A 21,676-nucleotide genomic window follows, 5' to 3' on the forward strand; every position below is an offset into this window, starting at 1 on the left:
CATGTTGCTTGCCTTTGACACCTCGAGTGCGGCCGTCACGGTCGCGCTGGCCGATCCGCTGAGCGGTGAGATCGTCGCGTCCTCGACGACCGTCGACGCGTTGCGGCACGGCGAGCTGCTCGCGCCCGCGATCGCCGCGGCGCTGGAGACCGCCGGCTGTACGGCGCGCGACCTGACGCGGATCGCGGTCGGTGTCGGTCCTGGCCCGTTCACCGGATTGCGGGTCGGACTGGTCACTGCGCGGACCATGGCCGACGTACTCGGGATCGAGGTCGCCGGGGTCTGCAGCCTGGACATCCTGGCGCGGCAGTCGTCGCTGACGCTGCCGGTGGCCGTCGCGACCGACGCGCGGCGCAAGGAGATCTACTGGGCTCTGTACGACGGCCCGGCCGCCGACGGAAGCCGGCGTCGCCTGGAAGGGCCGGCGGTGGATCGTCCGGCCGAGGTCGCGCACGTGCTGTCGGGTCTGCCGGTGATCGGCCGGGGCGCGGTCCTGTACGCCGAGGCGCTCGGTGTGACGGACGTCGATGTCGCCGAGTACCCGTCGGCCGAGGTGCTAGCGACGGGCGTTGCGACCGGCACCCTCGACGTCGTCGAGCCTGACCCGCTCTACCTGCGCCGGCCCGACGTGACGATGTCCGCCGGGCCGAAGAGCGTGCTGCCGAAGTGAGACCAGCCATTCGACCGGCGACCGCGGACGATCTGCCCGCGCTGGTCGCGTTGGACGAGGTGTGCTTCGGGTCGGAGGCCTGGAGTACGGTCTCGTGGACGACCGAGTTCGACCGGTTGTCCGAGGATCGGGTGATCCTCGTCGCGGACGAGGGCGCGGCCGTCGGGTACGTCGTACTCCTGGTGCCACCGGTCACGCTGGACGTGGTCGAGTTGCTGCGGATCGCGGTGACCCCGGCCGAGCGGCGTACCGGGATCGGCCGGCAGTTGATGGCGGCGGCGCTGGCGCGCTGTGCCGGCCGGACCGTGTTGCTGGAAGTTGCTGCGGGCAATCAATCGGCTGGTGGGCTCTATGAAAGCTTTGGTTTCCAGGAGATCAGCCGGCGGCGCGGGTACTACGCCGGCGGCGAGGATGCGGTGATCATGCGGTGGCGGGAGGAATTGTGATGGCGAACGAGCCCCTCATCCTGGGGATCGAGACGTCGTGCGACGAGACCGGGGTCGGGATCGTCCGCGGGCAGACGCTGCTGGCCGACGCGATCGCGTCCAGTGTCGAGGAGCATGCCCGGTTCGGCGGCGTCGTACCGGAGGTGGCCAGTCGCGCGCACCTGGAGGCGATGGTGCCGACGATCCGGCGTGCCTGTGAGACCGCCGGGATCGAACCGACCGACGTCGACGCCGTCGCGGTCACCAGCGGGCCGGGCCTCGCCGGTGCGCTACTGGTCGGCGTGGCCGCGGCCAAAGGGCTCGCGCTGTCGCTCGACAAGCCGCTGTACGGCGTGAACCACCTCGCGGCGCATGTCGCCGTCGATACCTTGGAGCACGGCGATCTGCCCAAGGGCTGTGTCGCGATGCTGGTGTCGGGCGGGCACTCGTCGTTGCTCGCGGTCGAGGACATCACCGAGGGCGTGCTGCCGATGGGGAGCACCATCGACGACGCCGCGGGCGAGGCCTTCGACAAGGTCGCGCGGGTGCTGGGGCTGCCGTTCCCGGGTGGTCCATATGTCGACAAGGCGGCACGGGACGGTGGTGACCGGCTCTACGTCACGTTCCCGCGTGGCCTGACGTCGCAGCGCGACCTCGAGCGGCACCGGTTCGATTTCTCCTTCTCCGGTTTGAAGACCGCGGTCGCGCGCTGGGTCGAGGCGCGGCGTCGCGACGGTGAGGACGTGCCGGTGAACCACGTCGCCGCGGCCTTCCAGGAGGCGGTCTGCGACGTACTGACCCGCAAGGCGATCGACGCGTGCAAGGACCGGGGCTTCGAGCACCTGTTGATCGGTGGCGGTGTCGCGGCGAACTCACGGCTGCGCGTGATGGCTGAAGAACGGTGCTCGGCGGCAGGCATCGCCGTACGGGTGCCGCGGCCGGGGTTGTGCACCGACAACGGCGCGATGGTGGCAGCGCTCGGCTCGGAGCTGGTCCGGGCCGGGAAGTCTCCGTCGCCGTTGGGATTGCCGGCCGACTCGTCGATGCCGATCACCGAGGTGCTGAACAAATGAAGTGGACACACCCGCACGGGTTCGAGGCCGACGACGACACGTCCCGGATCGACGTCGACGTGGTGCACGGCTTCCTGAGTACGTCGTACTGGGCGCCAGGGATCCCGCGGGAGGTCGTGGCGCGGTCGATCGCGGGGTCGCTGAACGTCGGAGTGTTCACGTCGGACGGGGCGATGGTCGCGTTCGCTCGCGCGGTGACGGACCGGGCGACGTTCGCGTGGATCGCGGATGTGTTCGTGGTGCCTGAGCAGCGCGGGCATGGGTTGGGGAAGTTCGTCGTGGCCACGCTGCTCGACCATCCCGAGTTGCAGGGTGTACGTCGCGTCATGCTCGGGACCGAGGACGCGCACGAGCTCTACCGGCGGCACGGTTTCACCGAGCTCGCCGCCGACGGCCGCATGATGGGCATCCGTCGCGATCCCGCGGACATCTACGGCCGCCCATGACAGTGTCATTGCCGCGCCTCCGGCACGGCGGGTCATGGGGCTTCGACTCCCGCCCTTCCCTCGTCACTCCGGTCGCTTCGCTCCCTGCGCTCCTCAGTCCAGGGCGGGAGGCCCCATGACCGGTCCTGCTGTGGATCTGGTGTGGCATCCTGCCGGGGCGACGGATCTGGTGGTGCTGGCTCATGGCGGGCAGGAGCATTCGACCGCGGTTCCTCATCTGTGGCGGGCGCCGATCCTGCGGATGTGGCCGTTCGCTCTCGCCGCCCGGTCGGCTGTTCCCACGGCGGCGGTCGGCATGCTGCGCTATCGGTATCGCGGGTGGAACGGGTCCGCCGCCGACTCTGCCGTTGATCTCCGGGCGGTCCTCGACGAGCTGCCACCGGTGATCCGCCGGGTGGTGCTGATCGGGCACTCGATGGGTGGCCGGGCGGTCGTGGCCGCAGGCAATCATCCTCGGGTGGCCGGCGTACTGGCCTTGGCTCCTTGGCTGCCCGAGGGTGAGCCGCTGGCCGCGCTGCGTCCGCCGGTGACGTTCGCCCATGGCACGGACGACACGATCACCGATCCGCGCGCGACCGCCGCGTACGCCGAGCGCCTCCGCGCAGCCGGCACTCCGGTCACGATGTATGCGCTCGCCGGGGAGGGCCACGCCATGCTCCGTCGGCCGACCGAGTGGAACACCGTGGTCGCCAACTTCACCACCACGGCCCTGAACACCACAGCACCGGCCCGTGGCACGGACGGCCCGCGCGTTGAGTCACTCCCGCAGTACGGTCCGAAGGCGTTGTTGCCGATCGCGGTCGGATCGATTGCGGTGGCACGCTTCCGGCTGCCGGTCGTGGAACGGTTCGAAGCGCACTGCAGTGCGGGGAAGAGCACGGCAGCGGGCAGAGACCTGGGGTGACTTCGCCGCCTGCTCCCCAGGTGAACGGTCAGCGGCCAACCGGTTTCTGCCACCCACCCTGCCGAACCCAGGTGAACGCCCGACTGCACCCGCATGACACTCAGTCGACGTCCGTCTCCTCAGACCGGACGTCGCCCGTTTAGTGGCGGATCCCCGGGGAGTGCAGCAGCAGACGCAGCACCTCGCCTACCGGCAGGTCGCCCGGGGACCCGCTCGCGAAATCGATCATATGTTCGAATGCACTCACAATGCAAGTCCGGCCCGAAGGGAGTTCACAGCATGCCAGCCAGCAAGGACAGACTCCGATGGAGGGCCTCCCGGAGCCCGTGCGTGCGCTGATCGAGGAGTACAAGCAGGGCCTGGGCCTGGCAGCGCTCGAATGGCTCAGGGCTCGATCTTGACCCGGCGGCAGGAGTAGGCGACGGCGTCGCGACCAATGCGCGTGATGATCAGCGTGGCGGACTCCGAGCCCTTCGGAGCGAGCTTCTTCCGGAGCTGGGCCGGGTCGACGTCCACCCCGCGCTTCTTGATCTCGAGCGTGCCGATGCCCTGCGTGCGGACCCAGGATCGCAGTGCCTTCTCCTTGTACGGCAGCTCCTCCACCACCTCGTACGCCGACGCGAGCGGGGTCGGCACGAGCTTCGGCGCGGTGACGTACGCGATCCGCGGATCGAGCAGCCACCCGTCGACAGCAGCGGCCACCGCGGTCACCAGACCGGCCCGCACAACGGCACCATCCGGCTCATAGATGTACCGCTCGACAGGACCGCTCTCAGCCTCGGGCGCATCCGCCACATTCACGCCACTGGGTAGCAACGTCGCCCGCCGCGGGGTGCCGGTGTACAGCGCCCCGGACCACAGCGCGGCCTCCTTCACCTCACCGGCGTCGGAGATCCACTCCGCCTCGACGCCCTCAGGTACGGCGTCGTGCGGGATGCCAGGCGCGACCTTCACGCAGGCAGTCCGCTGCAGGAGCTCGGTGACAAAGGTCCACGGCGGTGAGTAGGCATTGTGGTCGAACACGCGTCGACCATCAGCGCGTCGAGCGGGGTCCGCGAACACGACGTCGTATGGCGTGAGCTCGGTGGACTCGGCGTCGCCGACCATGACCTCACCGGGCAGACCGAGCGCGGCCAGGTTGGCGCGGGCTGTAGCTGCGGTCTCCGGGTCGCGTTCGACGCCGGTGACCCGTAGACCGGCGTGGGCCGCACTGATCAGGTCGCCACCGATCCCGCAGCCCAGGTCGACCACACTGCTGCCCGGCAACGCCGCCGCGATGCGTGCGGCCCGGTGCGTGCCGACCGTGGTCCTGGTGGCCTGCTCCAGACCGTCCGGGGTGAAGTACATCCGGGCCGCATCCGCTCCGAACTTGGCGACCGCCCGGTGCCGCAGCGATGCCTGAGTGACCGCGATCGTCACAAGCGTCGCGTCGTACCGGCGCCGCAGCCTCTCGACCAGCTGCAGCTCCTTGCCGGGCTGGTACGCCGCACAGGCCTCCGCAAGCACCTCGGCGCCCGGCCCGTCCAGCAACGCGGTGACAGTCACCCACACACCCTAGAGCGGGCTCGAGCAGCTCCTGCTCCAGCTGTTGGTGGCGGAGGAGTAGAGGCGCCAGTTCATGGCCGCGCGGGTCTTGGGGCCGTAGATACCGTCCACCACGAGCTTGTGCTTGCGCTGCACCGTCTTGACCACTGCGCGGGTGTTGCTGCCGTAGATGCCGTCGACTGCGAGGTGGGTGCCGTAGCAGAAGTTCAGGTTGCGCTGCAGGACCTGGATGGCGGTGTCGGGGTCGCCGTACACGGTGGAACCGCGGTGTGGGTCGTCGCCGTACATGAGGTTGCAGGTGGTCCTCTTGCTCGCGTAGATCGACGGCATCGGGATACCCCAGCTGCTGTTGACCGGCACCAGGATGGCCGCGCGGCACTGTGGCAGTGCGCCCGCGGCGTTGGTCTCTGCCTCGGCGGAGGTGCGGGTCGCGTCGGTCGACTGATCGGCCGGAGCCTGCTCCGCCGGCTGATCTGCGGCGGGAGCTCCAACGCTCGGGGTGGCCGGCTGGTCCTTCGACGCTCCGGCGGCGACCGCTCCGACGGCCACCACGCCCACTGCGGCAAGGACCGCGATCGTGCGCCCGGACAGGTTGGGTAGAGACGGGAAGCTGATGGCCATGGTCTCTCCTCGGACCCGGTGGTAAGCCCTCCTGGGGAAACGGTCGCACGGCGACCGGGGTCAGGCCCAGCGTTCGGCCACAATCCGTACCCGGCCGGTCACGGACTCCGCCGACAGAGGAAGTCTGGCACTCGAGTTGACCGAGTGCTAATCGCGGCCTAGATTCGGTGTTGGCACTCTCCACCCGAGGGTGCCAGCGGTCCGGCCTCTGACCCCCGCGACGGCAGGGGAGCGCGACCACCCTGAACTGCAGACAAGCAAATCGACCGTGGAGGTCAGCAAGTGTCGGTCACGATCAAGCCGCTCGAGGACCGCGTCCTCGTCGCGCCGCTCGAAGCCGAGCAGACCACGAAGTCCGGCCTGGTGATCCCGGACACCGCCAAGGAGAAGCCCCAGGAGGGCGAGATCCTCGCCGTCGGCCCCGGCCGCATCGACGACAACGGCAACCGCGTCCCGCTGGACGTCGCCGTCGGCGACAAGGTCATCTACTCCAAGTACGGCGGCACCGAGGTCAAGTACGACGGCCAGGACTACCTGATCCTGGGCGCCCGCGACATCCTCGCAGTCGTCAGCAAGTGACGGCCGCTCGCTGTTCCTGACTGACACCGCCCTGGTGCCCTCCCGGCGCCGGGGCGGAGTCGGTCCGGGGCAGCGAGCTCGGAACTGCTGTTACGAAGCGCGAATTTCAGAGAGGGACTGGATTTTTCATGCCGAAGATCCTCGAGTTCGACGAGAACGCTCGGCGCGCGCTGGAGCGCGGCGTCGACAAGCTCGCGAACACGGTGAAGGTGACGCTGGGGCCGAAGGGCCGCTACGTCGTCCTGGACAAGAAGTGGGGCGCCCCGACCATCACCAACGACGGTGTCACCGTCGCCCGTGAGGTCGAGCTGGACGACCCGTTCGAGAACCTTGGTGCGCAGTTGGCCAAGGAGGTCGCCACCAAGACCAACGACATCGCCGGTGACGGCACCACCACCGCGACGGTGCTGGCGCAGGCACTGGTGCACGAGGGCCTGCGGGCCGTCGCCGCCGGGGTCAACCCGATGGGCCTGAAGAAGGGCATCGAGGCGGCCGTCGAGGCCGTGTCGGCCAAGCTGATCGAGACCGCGCGGCCGGTCGACGACAAGGGCGACATGGCCCACGTCGCCACCATCTCCGCCCGGGACGCCGAGATCGGCGCCCTGATCGCGGACGCGTTCGACAAGGTCGGCAAGGACGGTGTGATCACCGTCGAGGAGTCGAACACCTTCGGGACCGAGCTCGAGTTCACCGAGGGCATGCAGTTCGACAAGGGCTTCATCTCGCCGTACTTCATCACCGACGCCGAGGCCGGCGAAGCGGTGCTGGAGGACCCGTACATCCTGATCCACCAGGGCAAGGTCTCCGCGATCGCGGACCTGCTGCCGCTGCTGGAGAAGGTCGTGCAGTCCGGCAAGACCCTGCTGATCATCGCCGAGGACGTCGAGGCCGAGGCACTGTCCACCCTCGTGGTGAACAAGATCCGCGGCAACTTCACCTCCGTCGCCGTCAAGGCGCCGGGCTTCGGTGACCGCCGCAAGGCGATGCTGGAGGACCTGGCCGCGCTGACCGGCGCGCAGGTCGTTGCTCCGGAGGTCGGGCTGAAGCTGGACCAGGTCGGTCTGGAGGTGCTCGGTTCGGCGCGCCGGATCGTGGTCTCCAAGGACAACACCACGGTGGTCGACGGCGCCGGCAAGTCCGACGACATCGACGGCCGGGTGAACCAGATCAAGGCCGAGATCGAGCGCACCGACTCCGACTGGGACCGCGAGAAGCTGCAGGAGCGGCTGGCCAAGCTGGCCGGTGGCGTCTGCGTGATCAAGGTCGGCGCGGCCACCGAGGTCGAGCTGAAGGAGAAGAAGCACCGGATCGAGGACGCCGTGTCCGCGACCCGGGCCGCGATCGAGGAAGGCATCGTCGCCGGCGGCGGCTCCGCCCTCGTGCACGCGGCTGCTGTCCTGGACAAGGGTCTGGACCTCGAGGGTGACGAGCTCGCCGGTGTCCGGATCGTCCGCAAGGCGATCGTCGAGCCGCTGCGCTGGATCGCCGAGAACGGCGGCTACGAGGGCTACGTCGTGACCGCCAAGGTCGCGGAGCTGGAGGTCGGCAGCGGCTTCAACGCCGCCACCGGCGAGTACGGCGACCTGCTGGCTCAGGGCGTGCTGGACCCGGTCAAGGTGACCCGGTCCGCGCTCGCCAACGCCGGCTCGATCGCCGCGCTGCTGCTCACCACCGAGACCCTCGTGGTCGACAAGCCCGAGGAAGAGGAGCCCGCCGCAGCCGGTCACGGCCACGGTCACGGTCACTGATCCTCAGGTAGTAGTTCCACAGCACCGCCCCGGCAGTCCTGCCGGGGCGGTGTTCTGTTGGGATGGGCTTGTGACGCTGATCAGAGAACGTGGCGAGCAGGACCTGGAGATCTGCGTCCGGCTGTTGCGGGATGTGCATGAGGTGGCTGGGTACCCGGTGAGCTGGCCGGCGGATGCGCGGAAGTGGTTGACGCCGGAGGACGGGCTCGGGTGCTGGGTGGCTGTCAGCGACGGGCGCGTGGTGGGGCACGTGGCGCTGACCGCCAACGGGTCTGACGGGGTGTCCGTGGAGCGGTTGTTCGTGGATCCGAAGGCGACCCGCGCGGGGATCGGACGGCAGTTGCTGGATCATTCGGTGAAGACGGCGGCTGAGCTCGGGCGGAAGCTGTCCTTGGAGGTCGTGGACAATCGCGGCGCGGCCGAGCGACTGTACCGGCGGGCCGGATGGCTGGAGACCGGCCGCACGCCGATCGACTGGGGTGGCGACCAGGCCTGCGAGCTCATCCACTTCGACGCCCCCAGCTAAGGGACGAGGATCGAGCGGTGGGGCATCCGTACGGGCCAGTAGTGACAGATCGTGACCAGAATCTGGTGGTGATCACGAATTGCCACTAGGCAACGGAAGGTGAGAGCCGTACCATCTTTCAGGCTGACCGGTCCGACACGAGGGGGCGAGGGTGACCGAGGTCCAAGTACCACACACCCACGACCGGGTCGAGCTTCGAGATCTTGCCGCACGCGCGAGCGAAGGCGATCGGACAGCTCTGAACGACCTGCTCACCAGGGTGCGTGCCGTCGCCCACCGCTATGTGCGGTCGAGGCTGTGGACCTATCCGGGCGGCGCCGACATGGTCGACGACGTCGCGCAGGAGGTTTGTGTCGCGGTGTTCGGCGCACTCGGCCGGTACCGCGACGAGGGGAGGCCCTTCGAGGCTTTCGTCTACGGCATCGCGGCTCGCAAGGTCGCCGATGCCCAGCGTGCGTTCGCGGTGGCCGACGTTTCGACGCCGGACCTGCCGGACGGCGCGGACGAGTCACCGACGCCGGAGGAGCACGCGGTCCGGCATTCGGAGGTCCAGCACATCATGGGGCTGCTGGACAAGTTGCCGGTGAAGCTGCGGGAGATCCTGCGGCTCCGGGTGGTAGCGGGGATGTCAGCCGAGGAGACCGGCCGGGCACTGGGGATGACACCGGGGGCGGTGAGGGTCGCACAACATCGAGCGTTGAACACGCTCAGGGGGTTTGTGGGGCATGAGGCACAGCTGGAAAGAGGAGCAGGGGAGGGGCATCATGGCTGACCGTTTCGATCTCGACGCGATCGACGCTGATGACGCACTGCTCGACCTACTGGCCGTTGGGGGGGAGACCGCGCTCGGCGCGGGAGAGCACGACCCGGCCGTCAAGCTGCTGGCAGAGCTACGGCTCGCGGTGGAGGTGGAGGACGAACTCCCGGTCGAGACGATCGACGACCCGGAGAGCTTCCTGGCGCGCTGCGCGGCTCTGAACCCGGTGACGGACCCGTTCGCCCGCAAGGTGGCGGCCCGCGGTCTGGCACTCGGTGTCGCCGCCGTGGCCGCGCTGTCGGTCTCCGGAGTGGCCGCCGCGGTCACCGGCGACCCGTTGTCGCCGTACGAGAAGGTCATCGAGAAGATGGTCGACGCGGTCCGCCCGCAGACCAGCTTCCCGAAGGAACAGCTCGACGGTATGCCGGTGGTCGACAAGACCAAGATCGTCAAGGTCGCCAAGGACTACCAGAAGAAGCAGGAAGAGAAGGCCGCCGAGGAGAAGGCGAAGTCCGACGGGACCGTCGCGGCCGACCAGCTCCCGCAGGCGACCACCGACGTGAACCCGCCGCTGGCCAGGCCGCTCCCGAAGGAGCTGCCGAGCATCATCCAGCAGCCGGTGGTGCCGCCGGCGACGCAGACGACGCAGCCGCCGGGCCAGACGGGCAACGGTCAGACCGACGAGCCGGGCTCCGCCCCGACGGATCCGCCCACGTCGGACCCGACGCAGGACCCGACCACGGATCCGACCCAGGACCCGACGACGGACCCGACTGCGCCGCCGACGGACCCGACGACGCCGCCGGCCACGGAGCCGACCGACCCGCCGTCGACCCCGCCGGACAACGGCGAGACCGGGACGGACAACGGCGACACGACGACGCCGCCGAGTACGGCGCCGAGCGGCGACACCGGCACGGGCTCGGGCGACTCGAGCACCGGCGACGCCGGCTCGGACAGCGGCAGCCAGACGGTCCCGGGCGACACGAACCCGGCGCCCGAGCAGCCTGGCGACGACACGCCCGGTGACAACCAGGAGCCTGCGGGCGGCGCCTTGACCGACCTGCTGGAGAAGGTCCTGCCGGTGCTGCCGACCCCGACCGGGGTCGTGGCCGAGCTGAAGAGTGCCGAGACGTTCTTCAGCGCCACTACGGACGCGAAGCACTCCAGCGGCGAGGTCTCGAGCGGTTCCGTGAAGGCGACGTACCCCCAGGGCAAGCACTCCACCGGCCAGTACGCCGAGGGCAAGCACGCCGCCATCGAGCGCACCCACGGCTCGCTGGAGGACCAGACCGTCCTGCAGATCCTGGGCGTGGTCAACAAGCGGACGAACTGACCCGCACACCACCCGCCGCCGGTCCGCGGCGGGTGGTGTGACCGGGCGGTTCGGGGGACTCGTGCGGCGCGGCTAGGATGGGGTTCCGATCTCGCCGTGCAAAGGTGCCTGTTTCCCCCATGGACATCACACCCGCTGGAGTTCCCGACAAGTTCGCCGTCCTCGGCCTCACCTTCGACGATGTGCTGCTGCAGCCCAACGAGTCCGACGTCATCCCGTCCGAGGCGAGCACCCGGTCCCGGGTCAGCCGCAACATCGAGGTGAACATCCCGCTGCTGTCCAGCGCGATGGACACCGTCACCGAGGCGCGGATGGCGATCGCCATGGCCCGCCAGGGCGGCCTCGGCGTCCTGCATCGCAACCTCTCGATCGAGGACCAGGCTCAGCAGGTCGATCTGGTCAAGCGCTCCGAATCCGGCATGATCGCTCAGCCGATCACCATCGGCCCCGACGCCAGCATCGGCGAGGCCGATGCGCTCTGCGCGCAGTACCGGATCTCCGGCGTCCCGGTGGTCGACAACGCCGGCGTACTCGTCGGCATCGTGACGAACCGCGACATGCGGTTCGAGAACGACCTGTCCCGGCCGGTGCACGAGGTGATGACCAAGCAGCCGCTGATCACCGGCAAGCAGGGCATCTCCGCCGACGACGCGATGGCGCTGCTCAGCAAGCACAAGGTGGAGAAGCTGCCGCTGGTCGACGACGCCGGCAAGCTGACCGGCCTGATCACGCTGAAGGACTTCGTCAAGCGCGACAAGTTCCCGCTGTCCACCAAGGACGATTCGGGCCGGCTGCGGGTCGGTGGCGCGATCGGCTTCTTCGGTGAGGCCTACAAGCGGGCGATGACGCTCGTCGAGGCCGGCGTCGACGTGCTCGTCGTGGACACCGCGCACGGTCACTCCCAGGCCCAGCTGGAGATCATCCGCAAACTCAAGGCCGACCCGGCCACCCGCGGCGTCGACGTCGTCGGCGGCAACGTCGGGACCCGGGCCGGCGCCCAGGCGCTGGTCGACGCGGGCGCGGACGGCGTCAAGGTCGGCGTCGGACCGGGGTCGATCTGTACGACGCGGGTCGTGTCCGGCGTCGGCGTACCGCAGGTCACCGCGATCTACGAGGCCTCGCTGGCGTGCAAGCCGGCCGGCGTACCGGTGATCGGGGACGGCGGCCTGCAGTACTCCGGTGACATCGCCAAGGCGCTGGTCGCCGGCGCGGACACCGTGATGCTGGGTTCGCTGCTGGCCGGCTGCGAGGAGTCCCCGGGCGACCTGGTCTTCATCAACGGCAAGCAGTTCAAGGCGTACCGCGGGATGGGTTCGCTCGGCGCGATGCAGTCCGGCGGCCTGCGCAAGTCGTACTCCAAGGACCGCTACTTCCAGAGCGACGTCGGCAGCGACGAGAAGCTGATCGCCGAGGGAGTCGAGGGCCAGGTCCCGTACCGCGGCCCGCTCGCGGCCGTCGCCCACCAGCTCGTCGGCGGCCTCCGCCAGTCGATGTGGTACTGCGGCTCCCGCACCGTCCCGGAGCTCCAGGAGAAGGGCCGCTTCGTCCGCATCACCTCGGCCGGCCTCCAGGAGTCCCACCCCCACGACATCCAAATGACAGTCGAAGCCCCCAACTACTCCGGCCACTGACCAACCCCGAACAGCCCCACACAGACCGTGTGGGGCTGTTCCGCGTCCACTGACCCTCCAGCCGGTTATGCGGTGACTCTGCGTACCGGATGGCTGGGGCTCCATGGTTCTGCTGATGCTGGCCGCCACGCTGTACGGCGTCCTCCAACTCCTCGTCCTCGCCTGGCCTACCCGCACAGTCCGACTTCCGACAGCACCCTGACGCGCCCACGCGCGAGGACGACATCGCCGACAACCTGATCAAGCGACTGAACAACGCCCTGAACACTAGGAGGCCGGGATGAGTGAGCCGGGGGAGAGGGTGGTCCGTGAACTGCTGGGCTCACTGCCCGTGTTTGCGGGTGATCTGAATCGAGCGTGCCGGGTTTATGAGGAGTCCAGCGGATGCGTACATGGAGCCGCCGACCCCCGAGTCCTTCCTGATCGATCTGGCGTTCAGTGCTGTCCAGCGGTATTTGGTCGGCGGGGCAGCGGAGGCTGAGCAGTTGCGCGCGTTGCTGGCGTTCATGGAGGACCAGCTCGGGCGCGACCCTGAGGACGAAGCGTTGATCGGTGATGCTTTTGCGGGTTGTCTGCCGGAGCCGGGGATCGCGGCGACGACGTGCTCGACTGGCTCGGGCCGAAATTGCACGCGCTCAGGTTCGAGAAGCTACGCGAGGAGGATGCCGCTGCGCCGGATTCGACAGTTCAGTTCCTCTTCCGGATGGCGGACGCCGTGCCATCCCTTCGCGGACGGCTCGACGAGCACTTCCATGAGAACCGCCGACGCCCTTCCGCGCATTCCTTCGTCGGCGAGATCGCCCTCGAAGCTCCCGGACTCGTCGCATCGGGCCGAGCCGATCTCGTCCGGCCACTCCTCGATTTCCTGGAGGCGGAGTACGGCGCTGATGCGGATGTCGACAACGTGATCGCGGTGTCGTTCGTCGAAATGCTGCCGAACCGAGGCGACCGCGGCGCGGAGATTGAGAGCCTCCTGGGTCCCAAGCTGCGAGCGGAGCTGGAGCGGCAGCGCAGCTGGCCTGACCCGCCGGAGCCGACCGAGTGAGAGCCGACGCGGAGAGGGTCCCTCGTAGGCGGCCACCGGGGGCCGGGGCTGGGCGCGTCCTGACCTGGGGTGGGGCGGCCGGTAGGCTGCGGGCATGACCGAGATCGAGATCGGCCGCGCGAAGCGTGGGCGGCAGGCGTACGCGTTCGACGACATCGCGATCGTGCCGTCGCGGCGGACGCGGGACCCTGAGGAGGTCTCGGTGGCCTGGCAGATCGACGCGTACCGCTTCGAGTTGCCGATCCTGGCCGCGCCGATGGACTCGGTGATGTCGCCGGCCAGCGCGATCGCGATCGGCAAGGCCGGCGGTCTCGGCGTACTGAACCTCGAAGGCCTCTGGACCCGGTACGAAGACCCGACCAGCCTGCTCGAGGAGATCACCTCGATCAGCCTGCAGCAGGCGACCACCCGGTTGCAGGAGATCTACTCGGCGCCGATCAAGCCCGAGCTGATCTCGCAGCGGGTGCAGGCGATCCGCGACTCCGGCGTCACCGTGGCCGGCGCGCTGTCGCCGCAGCGGACCAAGCAGTTCGCCAAGCATGTCGTGGATGCGGGTGTCGACCTGTTCGTCATCCGCGGTACGACGGTCTCCGCCGAGCATGTGTCGGGCCAGGCGGAGCCGCTGAACCTGAAGCAGTTCATCTACGACCTCGACGTACCGGTGATCGTGGGCGGGTGCGCGACGCACCAGGCCGCGTTGCACCTGATGCGGACCGGGGCGGCCGGCGTACTGGTCGGCTTCGGTGGCGGTGCGGCGCACACCACGCGCAAGGTGCTCGGTGTCGCCGTGCCGATGGCGTCCGCGGTGGCTGACGTCGCAGCCGCGCGGCGCGACTACATGGACGAGTCCGGCGGTCGCTACGTGCACGTGATCGCGGACGGCTCGGTCGGCCGGTCCGGCGACGTGGCGAAGGCGATCGCCTGTGGTGCCGACGCGGTCATGGTCGGTTCGCCGCTGGCCCGGGCGAGCGACGCACCGGGCGGCGGCTTCCACTGGGGTGCCGAGGCCTGGCACGCGGACCTGCCCCGCGGCGAGCGGGTCGAGGTCGGCGTCACCGGGACGCTCGAGCAGATCCTGTTCGGCCCTTCCTGGGTCCCGGACGGCACGATGAACCTGGTCGGCGCGCTCAAGCGCGCGATGGCCACCACCGGCTACACGGAGCTCAAGGAGTTCCAGCGGGTCGAGGTCGTCGTCGGTTGAGTACGGGCGTCCTGCTCCTGCACGGATCCAGCGGTACGCCGGACCTCGAGCGCGCCCGGATCCTCGAGGCCGAGGGGTACGACGTACTGGCGCCGCAGTGGTTCGACGGACCGATCAGCGAGATCCCGCTGGAGTCGTTCCCGCTGGACGAACTGGCGGCCCGCAACGACCGGCTGGCCGTGATGGGCATGTCCCGCGGCGCGGAGGCAGCGCTGCTGCTCGGTGCGCGCGACGAGCGGATCGACGCAGTGATCGGGTTGTCGCCGAGCGCCTACGTCTGGGGCTGGAACGATGCCGGTCGGCAGACGTCAGCGTGGACCTGGCGGGGCGAACCGCTGCCGTTCGTGCCGTACGACCCGGACTGGCAGGCGGACGACGACCCGCCGAGCTTCGTCGGCTGGTACCGCCAGAGTCTCAAGCGGTACGCCGCTGAGGCGGAGGCGGCCCGGATTCCAGTGGAACGCACCCGGGGCGAGGTGCTGCTGGTTGCGGGCGGGGACGACAAGGTCTGGCCGTCGGTGGAGTTCGCCGAGCAGATCGCGAGGTCGCGCGGCGAACTCGGTACGCGCACCGTGTTCGCGGCGCGAGCCGGGCACCGGCCGTTGTTCCCCGGCGAGCAGGCCAAGACCGGCGGGCAACGGATGGCCCGTGGCGGAACGGTCGAGGCCGACCGCCAACTCGGAGCCCTCGCCTGGCCCGAGATCAGGAGAACGCTCGCCGGGTAGGCCGACGTGCGTCGGGTGCTCGTTGGTTGGGGAGTTCTGGAAGGATTGCCGCATGGGATGGTTCAGCCGACGGAGCAGCCAGGACGCAGACAACGTTGCCCTCGCCGCCGCGCGGGCCAGACTCTCCGCAGACGACGTGGACCAGGTGCGCTTCCTGATCACCACCAAGAAGACGGTGCACGCGGTCAAACTGATCCGGGACCGAACCGGCCTGGACCTGAAAGCAGCCAAGGAACTCGTCGACGACATCCGCCTCGGCCGGTACGTGCCGCCCACCACCGGGACGCCGCTCGTCCGCAGGCCGGGCACGAACCTGGCCGAGCGCACCCGCGCCCTCAAGGCCGCAGGTGAGCTCCACCAGGCGACTGCGCTGGTCGTCTCCGAGACCGGCATGACCGAACTCGAAGCCGGCCTGTTCGTCGGCGCCCTGAAAACCGAAATCCAGGACAGCTAGCCCTTCACGTAGGACAGCTTCTCCGCCACCTTCCCGTCCCTGAGCCGCAGTACGTCGACCCCGCGCACATGACCGCGCTCTCCGGACGCCTCCCGCCACGAGTACCGCCACCGCACCACGGCACGGTTGCCGAGAACCACCGTCTCCTCGGTCTCGAACCGCGGATCCTCTGTCCCGGCGAACAGCTTCTCCCACTCCGCCCGTACGGCGGCCGCTCCCTCGAACCGCGCGCCATCCGGCGACGGCGAGGTGGACTCGAACACACAGTCGTCGGTCGCGAGAGCCATCACCGCCTCCAGGTCCTGCTGGTCGAACGCCGCGCCGAAGCGAGCGATGGTGCCGCCGGCCGTCGACCAGCGCGGATCGCGCCCGAACGCGCCGATCAGTACGTCGGCCGGCCCGGTGAACCCCTCCACCCGGTCGGCGATCGCGCCGGACGAGCGGTAGATGTCCTCGCGCTCCGCGAACCAGGTGGCGACGTCGTCGACCGCCTCGGCATCGAGTTGAGCGTCCGTGCCGAGCGCCGCGGCCAGGTCCCAGCCGTGCACGAGGTAGTCGGCAGCCAGTTGGCGCAGGTACTCCGACGAATCCTCCTCGCCGTACGAGAGGTGCACCTTGTCGATCGGCCGGTTCGCGGCGCTCTTGGCGGCGCGGGCGGCAGCAGCGGCGGCCGCGACGGGATCGTCGCCGAGCAGGTCGCCGTCCAGCGAGTCGCCGACCTCGGCGATCGTCTGGCCCTCCATCAGCGGTACGGTCCAGCGCGCCTCACCGACGACGTGATTGACCAGTGTCCGCACGTCCCAGTCCTCGCACGGCGTCGGCGCGGTCCACTGATCTGCCCCGACCTCGTTGACCAGCCGGACGAAGTTGTCGGTCGTCCGCCGGTGCAGTTCCACCACATCCATGACCATCTCCCCCTTTGAGTACTCCGTGACGGAGCACTAAGCGTCAGCGTCCGCCCGGGGAGATGGGCCGTCAATGACCCGGCGGTTACAGGCCCAGCTGGAGTTGCTCGGCGGCGTCGTGGGCGTGCTGGGAGGCCATCAGGTCGCCGGTCGCGGCGAGCAGGTCGCCGTGATGCCGGTAGCAGGAGCCGGCCAGGTCCTTCATCACCGTGTCGTCGTCGGTGAACGGGATCAGCGCGGTCGCGACCTCCGCGCACCAGCCGGCCAGGTCGAGGGCCATCTCGCTCCGGCCCGCCTGGTGGTACGCCGCCGAGATGTCGAGCAGCACCTTCGCCCAGATCGGCGCATAGGTGCTCGTCTCGTACCGCATCCGGAGCGACTCGCGCTCTGACGAGATCGCGAACAGGTAGTGCGACTCCAAGCCCAGCGTCAGCGCCGCGTCCACATCCTGCAGCAACAACGGCCCGACCAGCTCAGCCAGCTCACTCGCGCGTACGGCGGCCGACTCGGGATCGGTCCGCCCGGACACCGTGGCGAGCGTCATCCCCGCCGCAGGCTCGCTCAGCGCCACCAGCCGGTGGTACTGCTCGAACGGCCCGAGCTTGATCTCCGCGTTCTCCAGCGCCGAGACCAGGTTCAGCGGGAGACCACGGTCCAGTTCCTCGGTCACCCGCGCGGCCGTCTCCGCGTCGGTGTCGAACGCCGTACGCAGGCAGGCCTCACCGTCCATGATCCGGCCGACGATGCCGAGGTGCTTGCCCTTCCGGGTCAGTGCGGCGACGAGTGTGCGCAGGTCCGTCGCCGACTCGGAGTCCGCGAGGGTGTCGGCCGTGGTCAGGCCGATCTCGTCCGCCTCGAGCGCGAGGTCGAGCCTGCCCTCCGCGGCGTGCACGTCGGCCGAGACCGCGGTCGCCGAGCAGAGGTACCGCGCGTACGACAGCGACTGCGGGCTGTCGTTGATCTGATCGGCCAGCTGCAGGAAGAGCTGGGTGGCCGCGTCTGCCGAGGCCACCGCCAGCGCGGGATCGCCGTACCGCCGCAGGATCAGCGCGTTCATCGCGAGCACCCGGGCGAAGTCCGGCTGATACTTCGGCCCGTCCGGCCCGCTGACCAGCTGCCCGTACGCGATCACCGCGCCGTCCATCTCCAGTACGGCGGTCGCACCGTGACCGCGATGTGCCTGGGTCATCGCCCGCCGCGCGCGCACGTCGGCCAGGAACGACGTCGCGTCGAGGACGCCGGCGTCGCTGAGCTCGGTGTAGCCGAGTTGGGCCTCGTGCAAGGCGGCAAGCGCTTCCTCGTGCCGGCCGGATGCGTTCAGGGAGCCTGCCAACTCGTACTGCGTCGCCGCCATCAGGTGCTTGGCCTCGTAGTGGTCCGGGTGTTCCCCGGCCCGCTCCCTGGCCAGCTCGATGACGCGTTGCTGATACGGCCCGGCCTCGTCGGCGCGGCCCTCCTCGATCAGCAACTGCGCAGTCTGCAGAGCCTCGCCGAGCTCGTCCTCAGGAGGCGTCCAAAGCCCCCCGCTGTCAACCATCTTGACGTTCCACCCCTTCGCAGGTTCAACGGATCACCCTACTGGTCGATGCACGTGCAGATGCAGGGCAGACACGAGGGAATTCCCTAGGGCTGACACGGCTATTACCGGCAGGTAGCCTGGATGAATGAGTGAGCAGACCTCGATTCCGGCGGATCCCGAGCTCGATCCGACTGCGTCGTACGCGACCGATCAGTCGGTGATCCGGCGGCTTTCGGGGCTGTTGCGGGCCACCGCCGGCACCCGGACGTCGTACGCGCCGACGACCGGTCAGCCGATCGCGGATCTGCCCCTGTCTGCCCCGGACGACGTGGAAGCCGCCGTCCGGTCGGCGCGGAGGACCCAGCAGACCTGGCGGCGGGTGCCGCTGGCCGAGCGGGCCGCGATCCTGCTGAGGTACCACGATCTGGTCCTCGACCACCGGCACGAGCTGGTGGATCTGGTGATCCGCGAGTCGGGCAAGGCGCGCAAGCAGGCGTTCGAGGAGGTTGCGCACGTCGCGCTGACCGCTCGGTACTACGGGCGCAAGGCGGCCGAGTTGCTCGAGCCGCAGCGCAAGCTGGGCATGTTCCCGGTCCTGACCCGGGCCGAGCAGCGGTTCGTGCCGAAGGGTGTCGTCGGCATCATCTCGCCGTGGAACTACCCGCTCAGTATGGCGATGGCCGATGGTCTGCCGGCCGTGCTCGCGGGCAACACGGTCGTACACAAGCCGGACAGCCAGACGCCGCTGACCGCGCTCCGGGCGATCGAGCTGCTCTACGAGGCGGGTCTGCCGCGGGAGGCGTGGCAGCCGGTCAACGGTGACGGCCCGACGGTCGGCGGCGCGATCATCCAGAACACCGACTACATCTGCTTCACCGGCTCGACCAAGACGGGCCGGCTCGTGGCCCGGCAGGCGGGCGAGCGGCTGATCGGCTGCAGCCTCGAGCTCGGTGGCAAGAACCCGATGCTCGTACTGCGTGATGCCGACGTGCACCGTGCGGCGGACGGCGCCGTCCGGGCGTGCTTCGCCAGCGCCGGGCAGCTGTGTGTCTCGATGGAGCGCCTCTACGTCGCCGACCAGGTGTACGACGCGTTCGTGACGGCCTTCCTGGACCGGGTGAAGAAGATCCGGCTGTCCGCGGGGACCGGCTGGGACGTCGACATGGGTTCGCTGATCTCGAAGGCTCAGCTGGAGACCGTGACCCGGCACGTCGAGGACGCGCGGGCCAAGGGCGCCGTCGTACTGGCCGGTGGGAAGGCGCGGCCGGACATCGGCCCGCTGTTCTACGAGCCGACCGTGCTGTCCGGGGTGACGCCGGAGATGCAGTGCTTCGACAACGAGACCTTCGGCCCGGTGGTGTCGATCTACCGGTTCTCCGACGAGTCCGAGGCGATCCAGCGCGCGAACGAGGGCGAGTACGGCCTGAACGCGAGCGTCTGGACCCGGGACGGCAAGCGTGGCCGCGCGGTCGCGGCCCAGTTGACGGCCGGCTCGGTCAACGTGAACGAGGGCTACGCGGCGACGTTCGGCTCGATCGACACCCCGATGGGCGGCATGCGGTCCTCCGGGCTCGGACGCCGCCAGGGCGTCGAGGGCATCCGCCGGTACGTCGACCCGCAGGCGATCGCGACCCAGCGGGTCCTGCCGATCGCGGCCTCGCACGGGCTGTCCGACCAGACGTACGCCGAACTGATGACCGGCGCCCTGCGCGTGCTCAAGAAACTGGGCCGTGCATGAGTTTCGACTACGACGTCCTGATCATCGGGTCGGGCTTCGGCGGCAGCGTCAGCGCGCTGCGGCTGACCGAGAAGGGATACAAGGTCGCCGTACTCGAAGCCGGCGCGCGGTTCGACGACGCCGGGTTCGCGAAGAACTCGTGGGACACGAAGCGGTTCCTGTTCGCGCCGCAGCTCGGCTGGTACGGCATCCAGCGGATCAGCGCGCTCCGCGACGTGATCATCCTGTCCGGAGCCGGCGTCGGCGGCGGCAGCCTGGTCTACGCCAACACGCTGTACGAGCCCCTGCCGGCGTTCTACACCGACCGCCAGTGGGCGCACATCACCGACTGGAAGGCCGAGCTCGCGCCGTACTACGACCAGGCCAAGCGGATGCTCGGCGTCACCACCTACCCCGGTTTCACCCCGGCCGACAAGGTGATGAAGCAGGTTGCCGACGACATGGGCGTGGGGGAGACGTTCCACCCGACCCCGGTCGGCGTCTTCTTCGGCGAGCCCGGCGTCGAGGTCGACGACCCGTACTTCGGTGGCGCCGGCCCGCGGCGTACCGGCTGTATCGACTGCGGCGAGTGCATGACCGGCTGCCGGCACAACGCGAAGAACACGCTGACCAAGAACTACCTCTACCTGGCCGAGAAGGCCGGCGCCGTGGTCCATCCGATGACCACGGTGACCTCGGTCGAGCCGCTTCCAGGTGGTGGGTACGCCGTCGACGTACGGCGTACCTCGAATCGCATGCAGACCAAGCGCTTCACGGCCCAGCAGGTGGTGTTCGCCGCGTCGGCCCTGGGTACGGCGAAACTGCTGCACCGGCTGCGCGACGAGGGCAAACTGCCGCGACTGTCCGACCGGCTCGGTGTGCTCACCCGGACCAACTCGGAATCGTTGCTGGGGGCAATCGCGAGGGACCGTGACGTCGACTACAGCCGTGGCGTCGCGATCACGTCGTCGTTCCACCCGGACGACATCACCCACATCGAACCGGTCCGGTACGGCAAGGGCAGCAACGTGATGTCGCTGCTGCAGACCGTGCTGACCGACGGCGACGGCGACCGGCCGCGCTGGCGGACCTGGTTGCGGGAGCTCCGCGTGCAGCGGAAGAACATCCGCCGGCTGTACGACCTGAAGCACTGGTCGGAGCGGACCGTGATCGCGCTGGTGATGCAGACCGCGGACAACTCGATCACCACGTTCGGCAAGCGGGACCGGCTGGGCCGGTGGCGCCTGACCTCGAAGCAGGGCCACGGCGCCCCGAACCCGTCGTGGATCCCGGTCGCGAACCAGGTGGTCCGGCGGATGGCGACACTGATGCGCGGTACGCCGGGCGGCACCATCGGCGAGCCGTTCAACGTGCCGATGACCGCGCACTTCATCGGCGGCTGTGCGATCGGCGACTCCGCGGAGACCGGCGTGGTCGACCCGTACCACCGGGTCTACGGGTACGACGGCCTGCACATCCTGGACGGGTCGGCGATCTCGGCGAACCTGGGCGTCAACCCGTCGCTGACGATCACGGCCCAGGCGGAGCGGGCGCTGGCGTTCTGGCCGAACAAGGGTGAGGACGACACCAGGCCGGCCCCCGGATCGGCGTACCAGCGGATCCAGCCGGTCCGGCCGGCGCATCCCGTCGTACCGGCGGAGGCGCCCGGGGCTCTACGGCTGCCGATCGTCCCGAAGCAGTCTGTGACGGACTCGTAACGCAAATACGACAATGGCCGGCGCAGTCCCCGCGCCCGCCGTCGGCGCTGCCCAGGACACCGACCACGCGGCCCCGGCGAAGAATCGGGGCCTCGGACAGGAACTCGGGACCTCGGACAGGGAATTACCTG

21 protein-coding genes are annotated in these 21,676 nt (G+C 69.4%); 17 read left to right on the forward strand and 4 right to left on the reverse strand.

Annotation, left to right across the window (positions count from 1 at the left end; translation table 11 throughout):
* The first annotated feature begins 1 nt into the window (after position 1).
* From tsaB to OG817_RS43610, 5 genes are all read left to right on the forward strand, one after another.
* Positions 2-670, forward strand: a complete 669-nt coding sequence (gene tsaB, locus OG817_RS43590; protein ID WP_396392252.1) for a tRNA (adenosine(37)-N6)-threonylcarbamoyltransferase complex dimerization subunit type 1 TsaB — start codon at positions 2-4, stop codon at positions 668-670.
* Positions 667-1,116, forward strand: a complete 450-nt coding sequence (locus OG817_RS43595) for a GNAT family N-acetyltransferase (RefSeq protein ID WP_406050946.1) — start codon at positions 667-669, stop codon at positions 1,114-1,116. Before tsaB ends, OG817_RS43595 begins: the two co-directional genes overlap by 4 nt.
* Positions 1,116-2,168 (forward strand): tRNA (adenosine(37)-N6)-threonylcarbamoyltransferase complex transferase subunit TsaD, encoded by a 1,053-nt coding sequence (gene tsaD / locus OG817_RS43600; protein WP_396392250.1) that lies wholly within the window; start codon positions 1,116-1,118, stop codon positions 2,166-2,168. Before OG817_RS43595 ends, tsaD begins: the two co-directional genes overlap by 1 nt.
* Complete coding sequence (locus OG817_RS43605; RefSeq protein ID WP_406050949.1) at positions 2,165-2,614, forward strand: GNAT family N-acetyltransferase; 450 nt, start codon at positions 2,165-2,167, stop codon at positions 2,612-2,614. Before tsaD ends, OG817_RS43605 begins: the two co-directional genes overlap by 4 nt.
* A gap of 115 nt (positions 2,615-2,729) precedes the next feature.
* On the forward strand, positions 2,730-3,518 hold the full coding sequence (locus OG817_RS43610; protein WP_406050951.1) for an alpha/beta hydrolase: 789 nt from the start codon (positions 2,730-2,732) through the stop codon (positions 3,516-3,518).
* A 384-nt stretch (positions 3,519-3,902) separates the two neighbouring features.
* Here the strand turns inward: OG817_RS43610 and OG817_RS43615 are convergent, their stop codons facing one another.
* Positions 3,903-5,063, reverse strand: a complete 1,161-nt coding sequence (locus tag OG817_RS43615) for a THUMP-like domain-containing protein (protein WP_406050953.1) — start codon at positions 5,061-5,063, stop codon at positions 3,903-3,905.
* 9 nt (positions 5,064-5,072) lie between these two features.
* Positions 5,073-5,684, reverse strand: a complete 612-nt coding sequence (locus OG817_RS43620; RefSeq protein ID WP_406050955.1) for a peptidoglycan-binding protein — start codon at positions 5,682-5,684, stop codon at positions 5,073-5,075.
* A 282-nt stretch (positions 5,685-5,966) separates the two neighbouring features.
* Between OG817_RS43620 and groES the strand changes: the two genes are divergently transcribed.
* The 10 genes from groES to OG817_RS43670 all read left to right on the forward strand — a co-directional run bounded on the left by groES (position 5,967) and on the right by OG817_RS43670 (position 15,686).
* A complete protein-coding gene (gene groES, locus OG817_RS43625; RefSeq protein ID WP_130384566.1) occupies positions 5,967-6,263 on the forward strand; it encodes a co-chaperone GroES in 297 nt (98 codons plus the stop codon).
* Between the two features lie 128 nt (positions 6,264-6,391).
* Positions 6,392-8,011, forward strand: a complete 1,620-nt coding sequence (groL, locus tag OG817_RS43630; protein ID WP_360444713.1) for a chaperonin GroEL — start codon at positions 6,392-6,394, stop codon at positions 8,009-8,011.
* 70 nt (positions 8,012-8,081) lie between these two features.
* The gene (locus OG817_RS43635) at positions 8,082-8,537 is read left to right on the forward strand and encodes a GNAT family N-acetyltransferase (protein ID WP_406050958.1); all 456 of its coding nucleotides are present in this window, start codon (positions 8,082-8,084) and stop codon (positions 8,535-8,537) included.
* Between the two features lie 151 nt (positions 8,538-8,688).
* Positions 8,689-9,309 carry an RNA polymerase sigma factor ShbA gene (gene shbA / locus OG817_RS43640; RefSeq protein ID WP_396392244.1) on the forward strand — a complete coding sequence of 207 codons (621 nt, stop codon included), beginning with the start codon at positions 8,689-8,691 and terminating at the stop codon, positions 9,307-9,309.
* Positions 9,302-10,630: a hypothetical protein gene (locus tag OG817_RS43645; RefSeq protein ID WP_406050961.1), complete on the forward strand. Its 1,329-nt coding sequence runs from the start codon at positions 9,302-9,304 to the stop codon at positions 10,628-10,630. Before shbA ends, OG817_RS43645 begins: the two co-directional genes overlap by 8 nt.
* Positions 10,631-10,749: 119 nt before the next feature.
* Positions 10,750-12,261, forward strand: a complete 1,512-nt coding sequence (gene guaB, locus OG817_RS43650; RefSeq protein ID WP_396392242.1) for an IMP dehydrogenase — start codon at positions 10,750-10,752, stop codon at positions 12,259-12,261.
* Positions 12,262-12,829: 568 nt separating this feature from the next.
* The gene (locus OG817_RS43655; RefSeq protein ID WP_406050963.1) at positions 12,830-13,306 is read left to right on the forward strand and encodes a hypothetical protein; all 477 of its coding nucleotides are present in this window, start codon (positions 12,830-12,832) and stop codon (positions 13,304-13,306) included.
* Positions 13,307-13,400: 94 nt separating this feature from the next.
* A complete protein-coding gene (locus tag OG817_RS43660) occupies positions 13,401-14,507 on the forward strand; it encodes a GuaB3 family IMP dehydrogenase-related protein (RefSeq protein ID WP_406050965.1) in 1,107 nt (368 codons plus the stop codon).
* Positions 14,504-15,232: an acyl-CoA thioester hydrolase/BAAT C-terminal domain-containing protein gene (locus OG817_RS43665; protein ID WP_406050967.1), complete on the forward strand. Its 729-nt coding sequence runs from the start codon at positions 14,504-14,506 to the stop codon at positions 15,230-15,232. The genes OG817_RS43660 and OG817_RS43665 overlap by 4 nt, the downstream gene beginning before the upstream one ends.
* 52 nt (positions 15,233-15,284) lie before the next feature.
* Positions 15,285-15,686 carry a hypothetical protein gene (locus OG817_RS43670; RefSeq protein WP_396392238.1) on the forward strand — a complete coding sequence of 134 codons (402 nt, stop codon included), beginning with the start codon at positions 15,285-15,287 and terminating at the stop codon, positions 15,684-15,686.
* On the opposite strand, the gene OG817_RS43675 is transcribed toward OG817_RS43670, so the two are convergent.
* Both OG817_RS43675 and OG817_RS43680 read right to left on the reverse strand, forming a co-directional pair.
* Positions 15,683-16,591 carry a TIGR03086 family metal-binding protein gene (locus tag OG817_RS43675; protein ID WP_406050969.1) on the reverse strand — a complete coding sequence of 303 codons (909 nt, stop codon included), beginning with the start codon at positions 16,589-16,591 and terminating at the stop codon, positions 15,683-15,685. The genes OG817_RS43670 and OG817_RS43675 overlap by 4 nt on opposite strands.
* Positions 16,592-16,676: 85 nt before the next feature.
* Positions 16,677-18,128: a hypothetical protein gene (locus OG817_RS43680; RefSeq protein WP_406050971.1), complete on the reverse strand. Its 1,452-nt coding sequence runs from the start codon at positions 18,126-18,128 to the stop codon at positions 16,677-16,679.
* Between the two features lie 127 nt (positions 18,129-18,255).
* Between OG817_RS43680 and OG817_RS43685 the strand changes: the two genes are divergently transcribed.
* Entirely contained in the window at positions 18,256-19,848 is a 1,593-nt protein-coding gene (locus OG817_RS43685) for a succinic semialdehyde dehydrogenase (RefSeq protein WP_406050973.1), read from the forward strand.
* Entirely contained in the window at positions 19,845-21,545 is a 1,701-nt protein-coding gene (locus tag OG817_RS43690) for a GMC oxidoreductase (RefSeq protein WP_406050975.1), read from the forward strand. Before OG817_RS43685 ends, OG817_RS43690 begins: the two co-directional genes overlap by 4 nt.
* The last annotated feature ends 131 nt before the right edge of the window (positions 21,546-21,676 follow it).

The sequence above is a fragment of the Kribbella sp. NBC_00889 genome, from assembly GCF_045207705.1.
Classification (GTDB): domain Bacteria; phylum Actinomycetota; class Actinomycetes; order Propionibacteriales; family Kribbellaceae; genus Kribbella.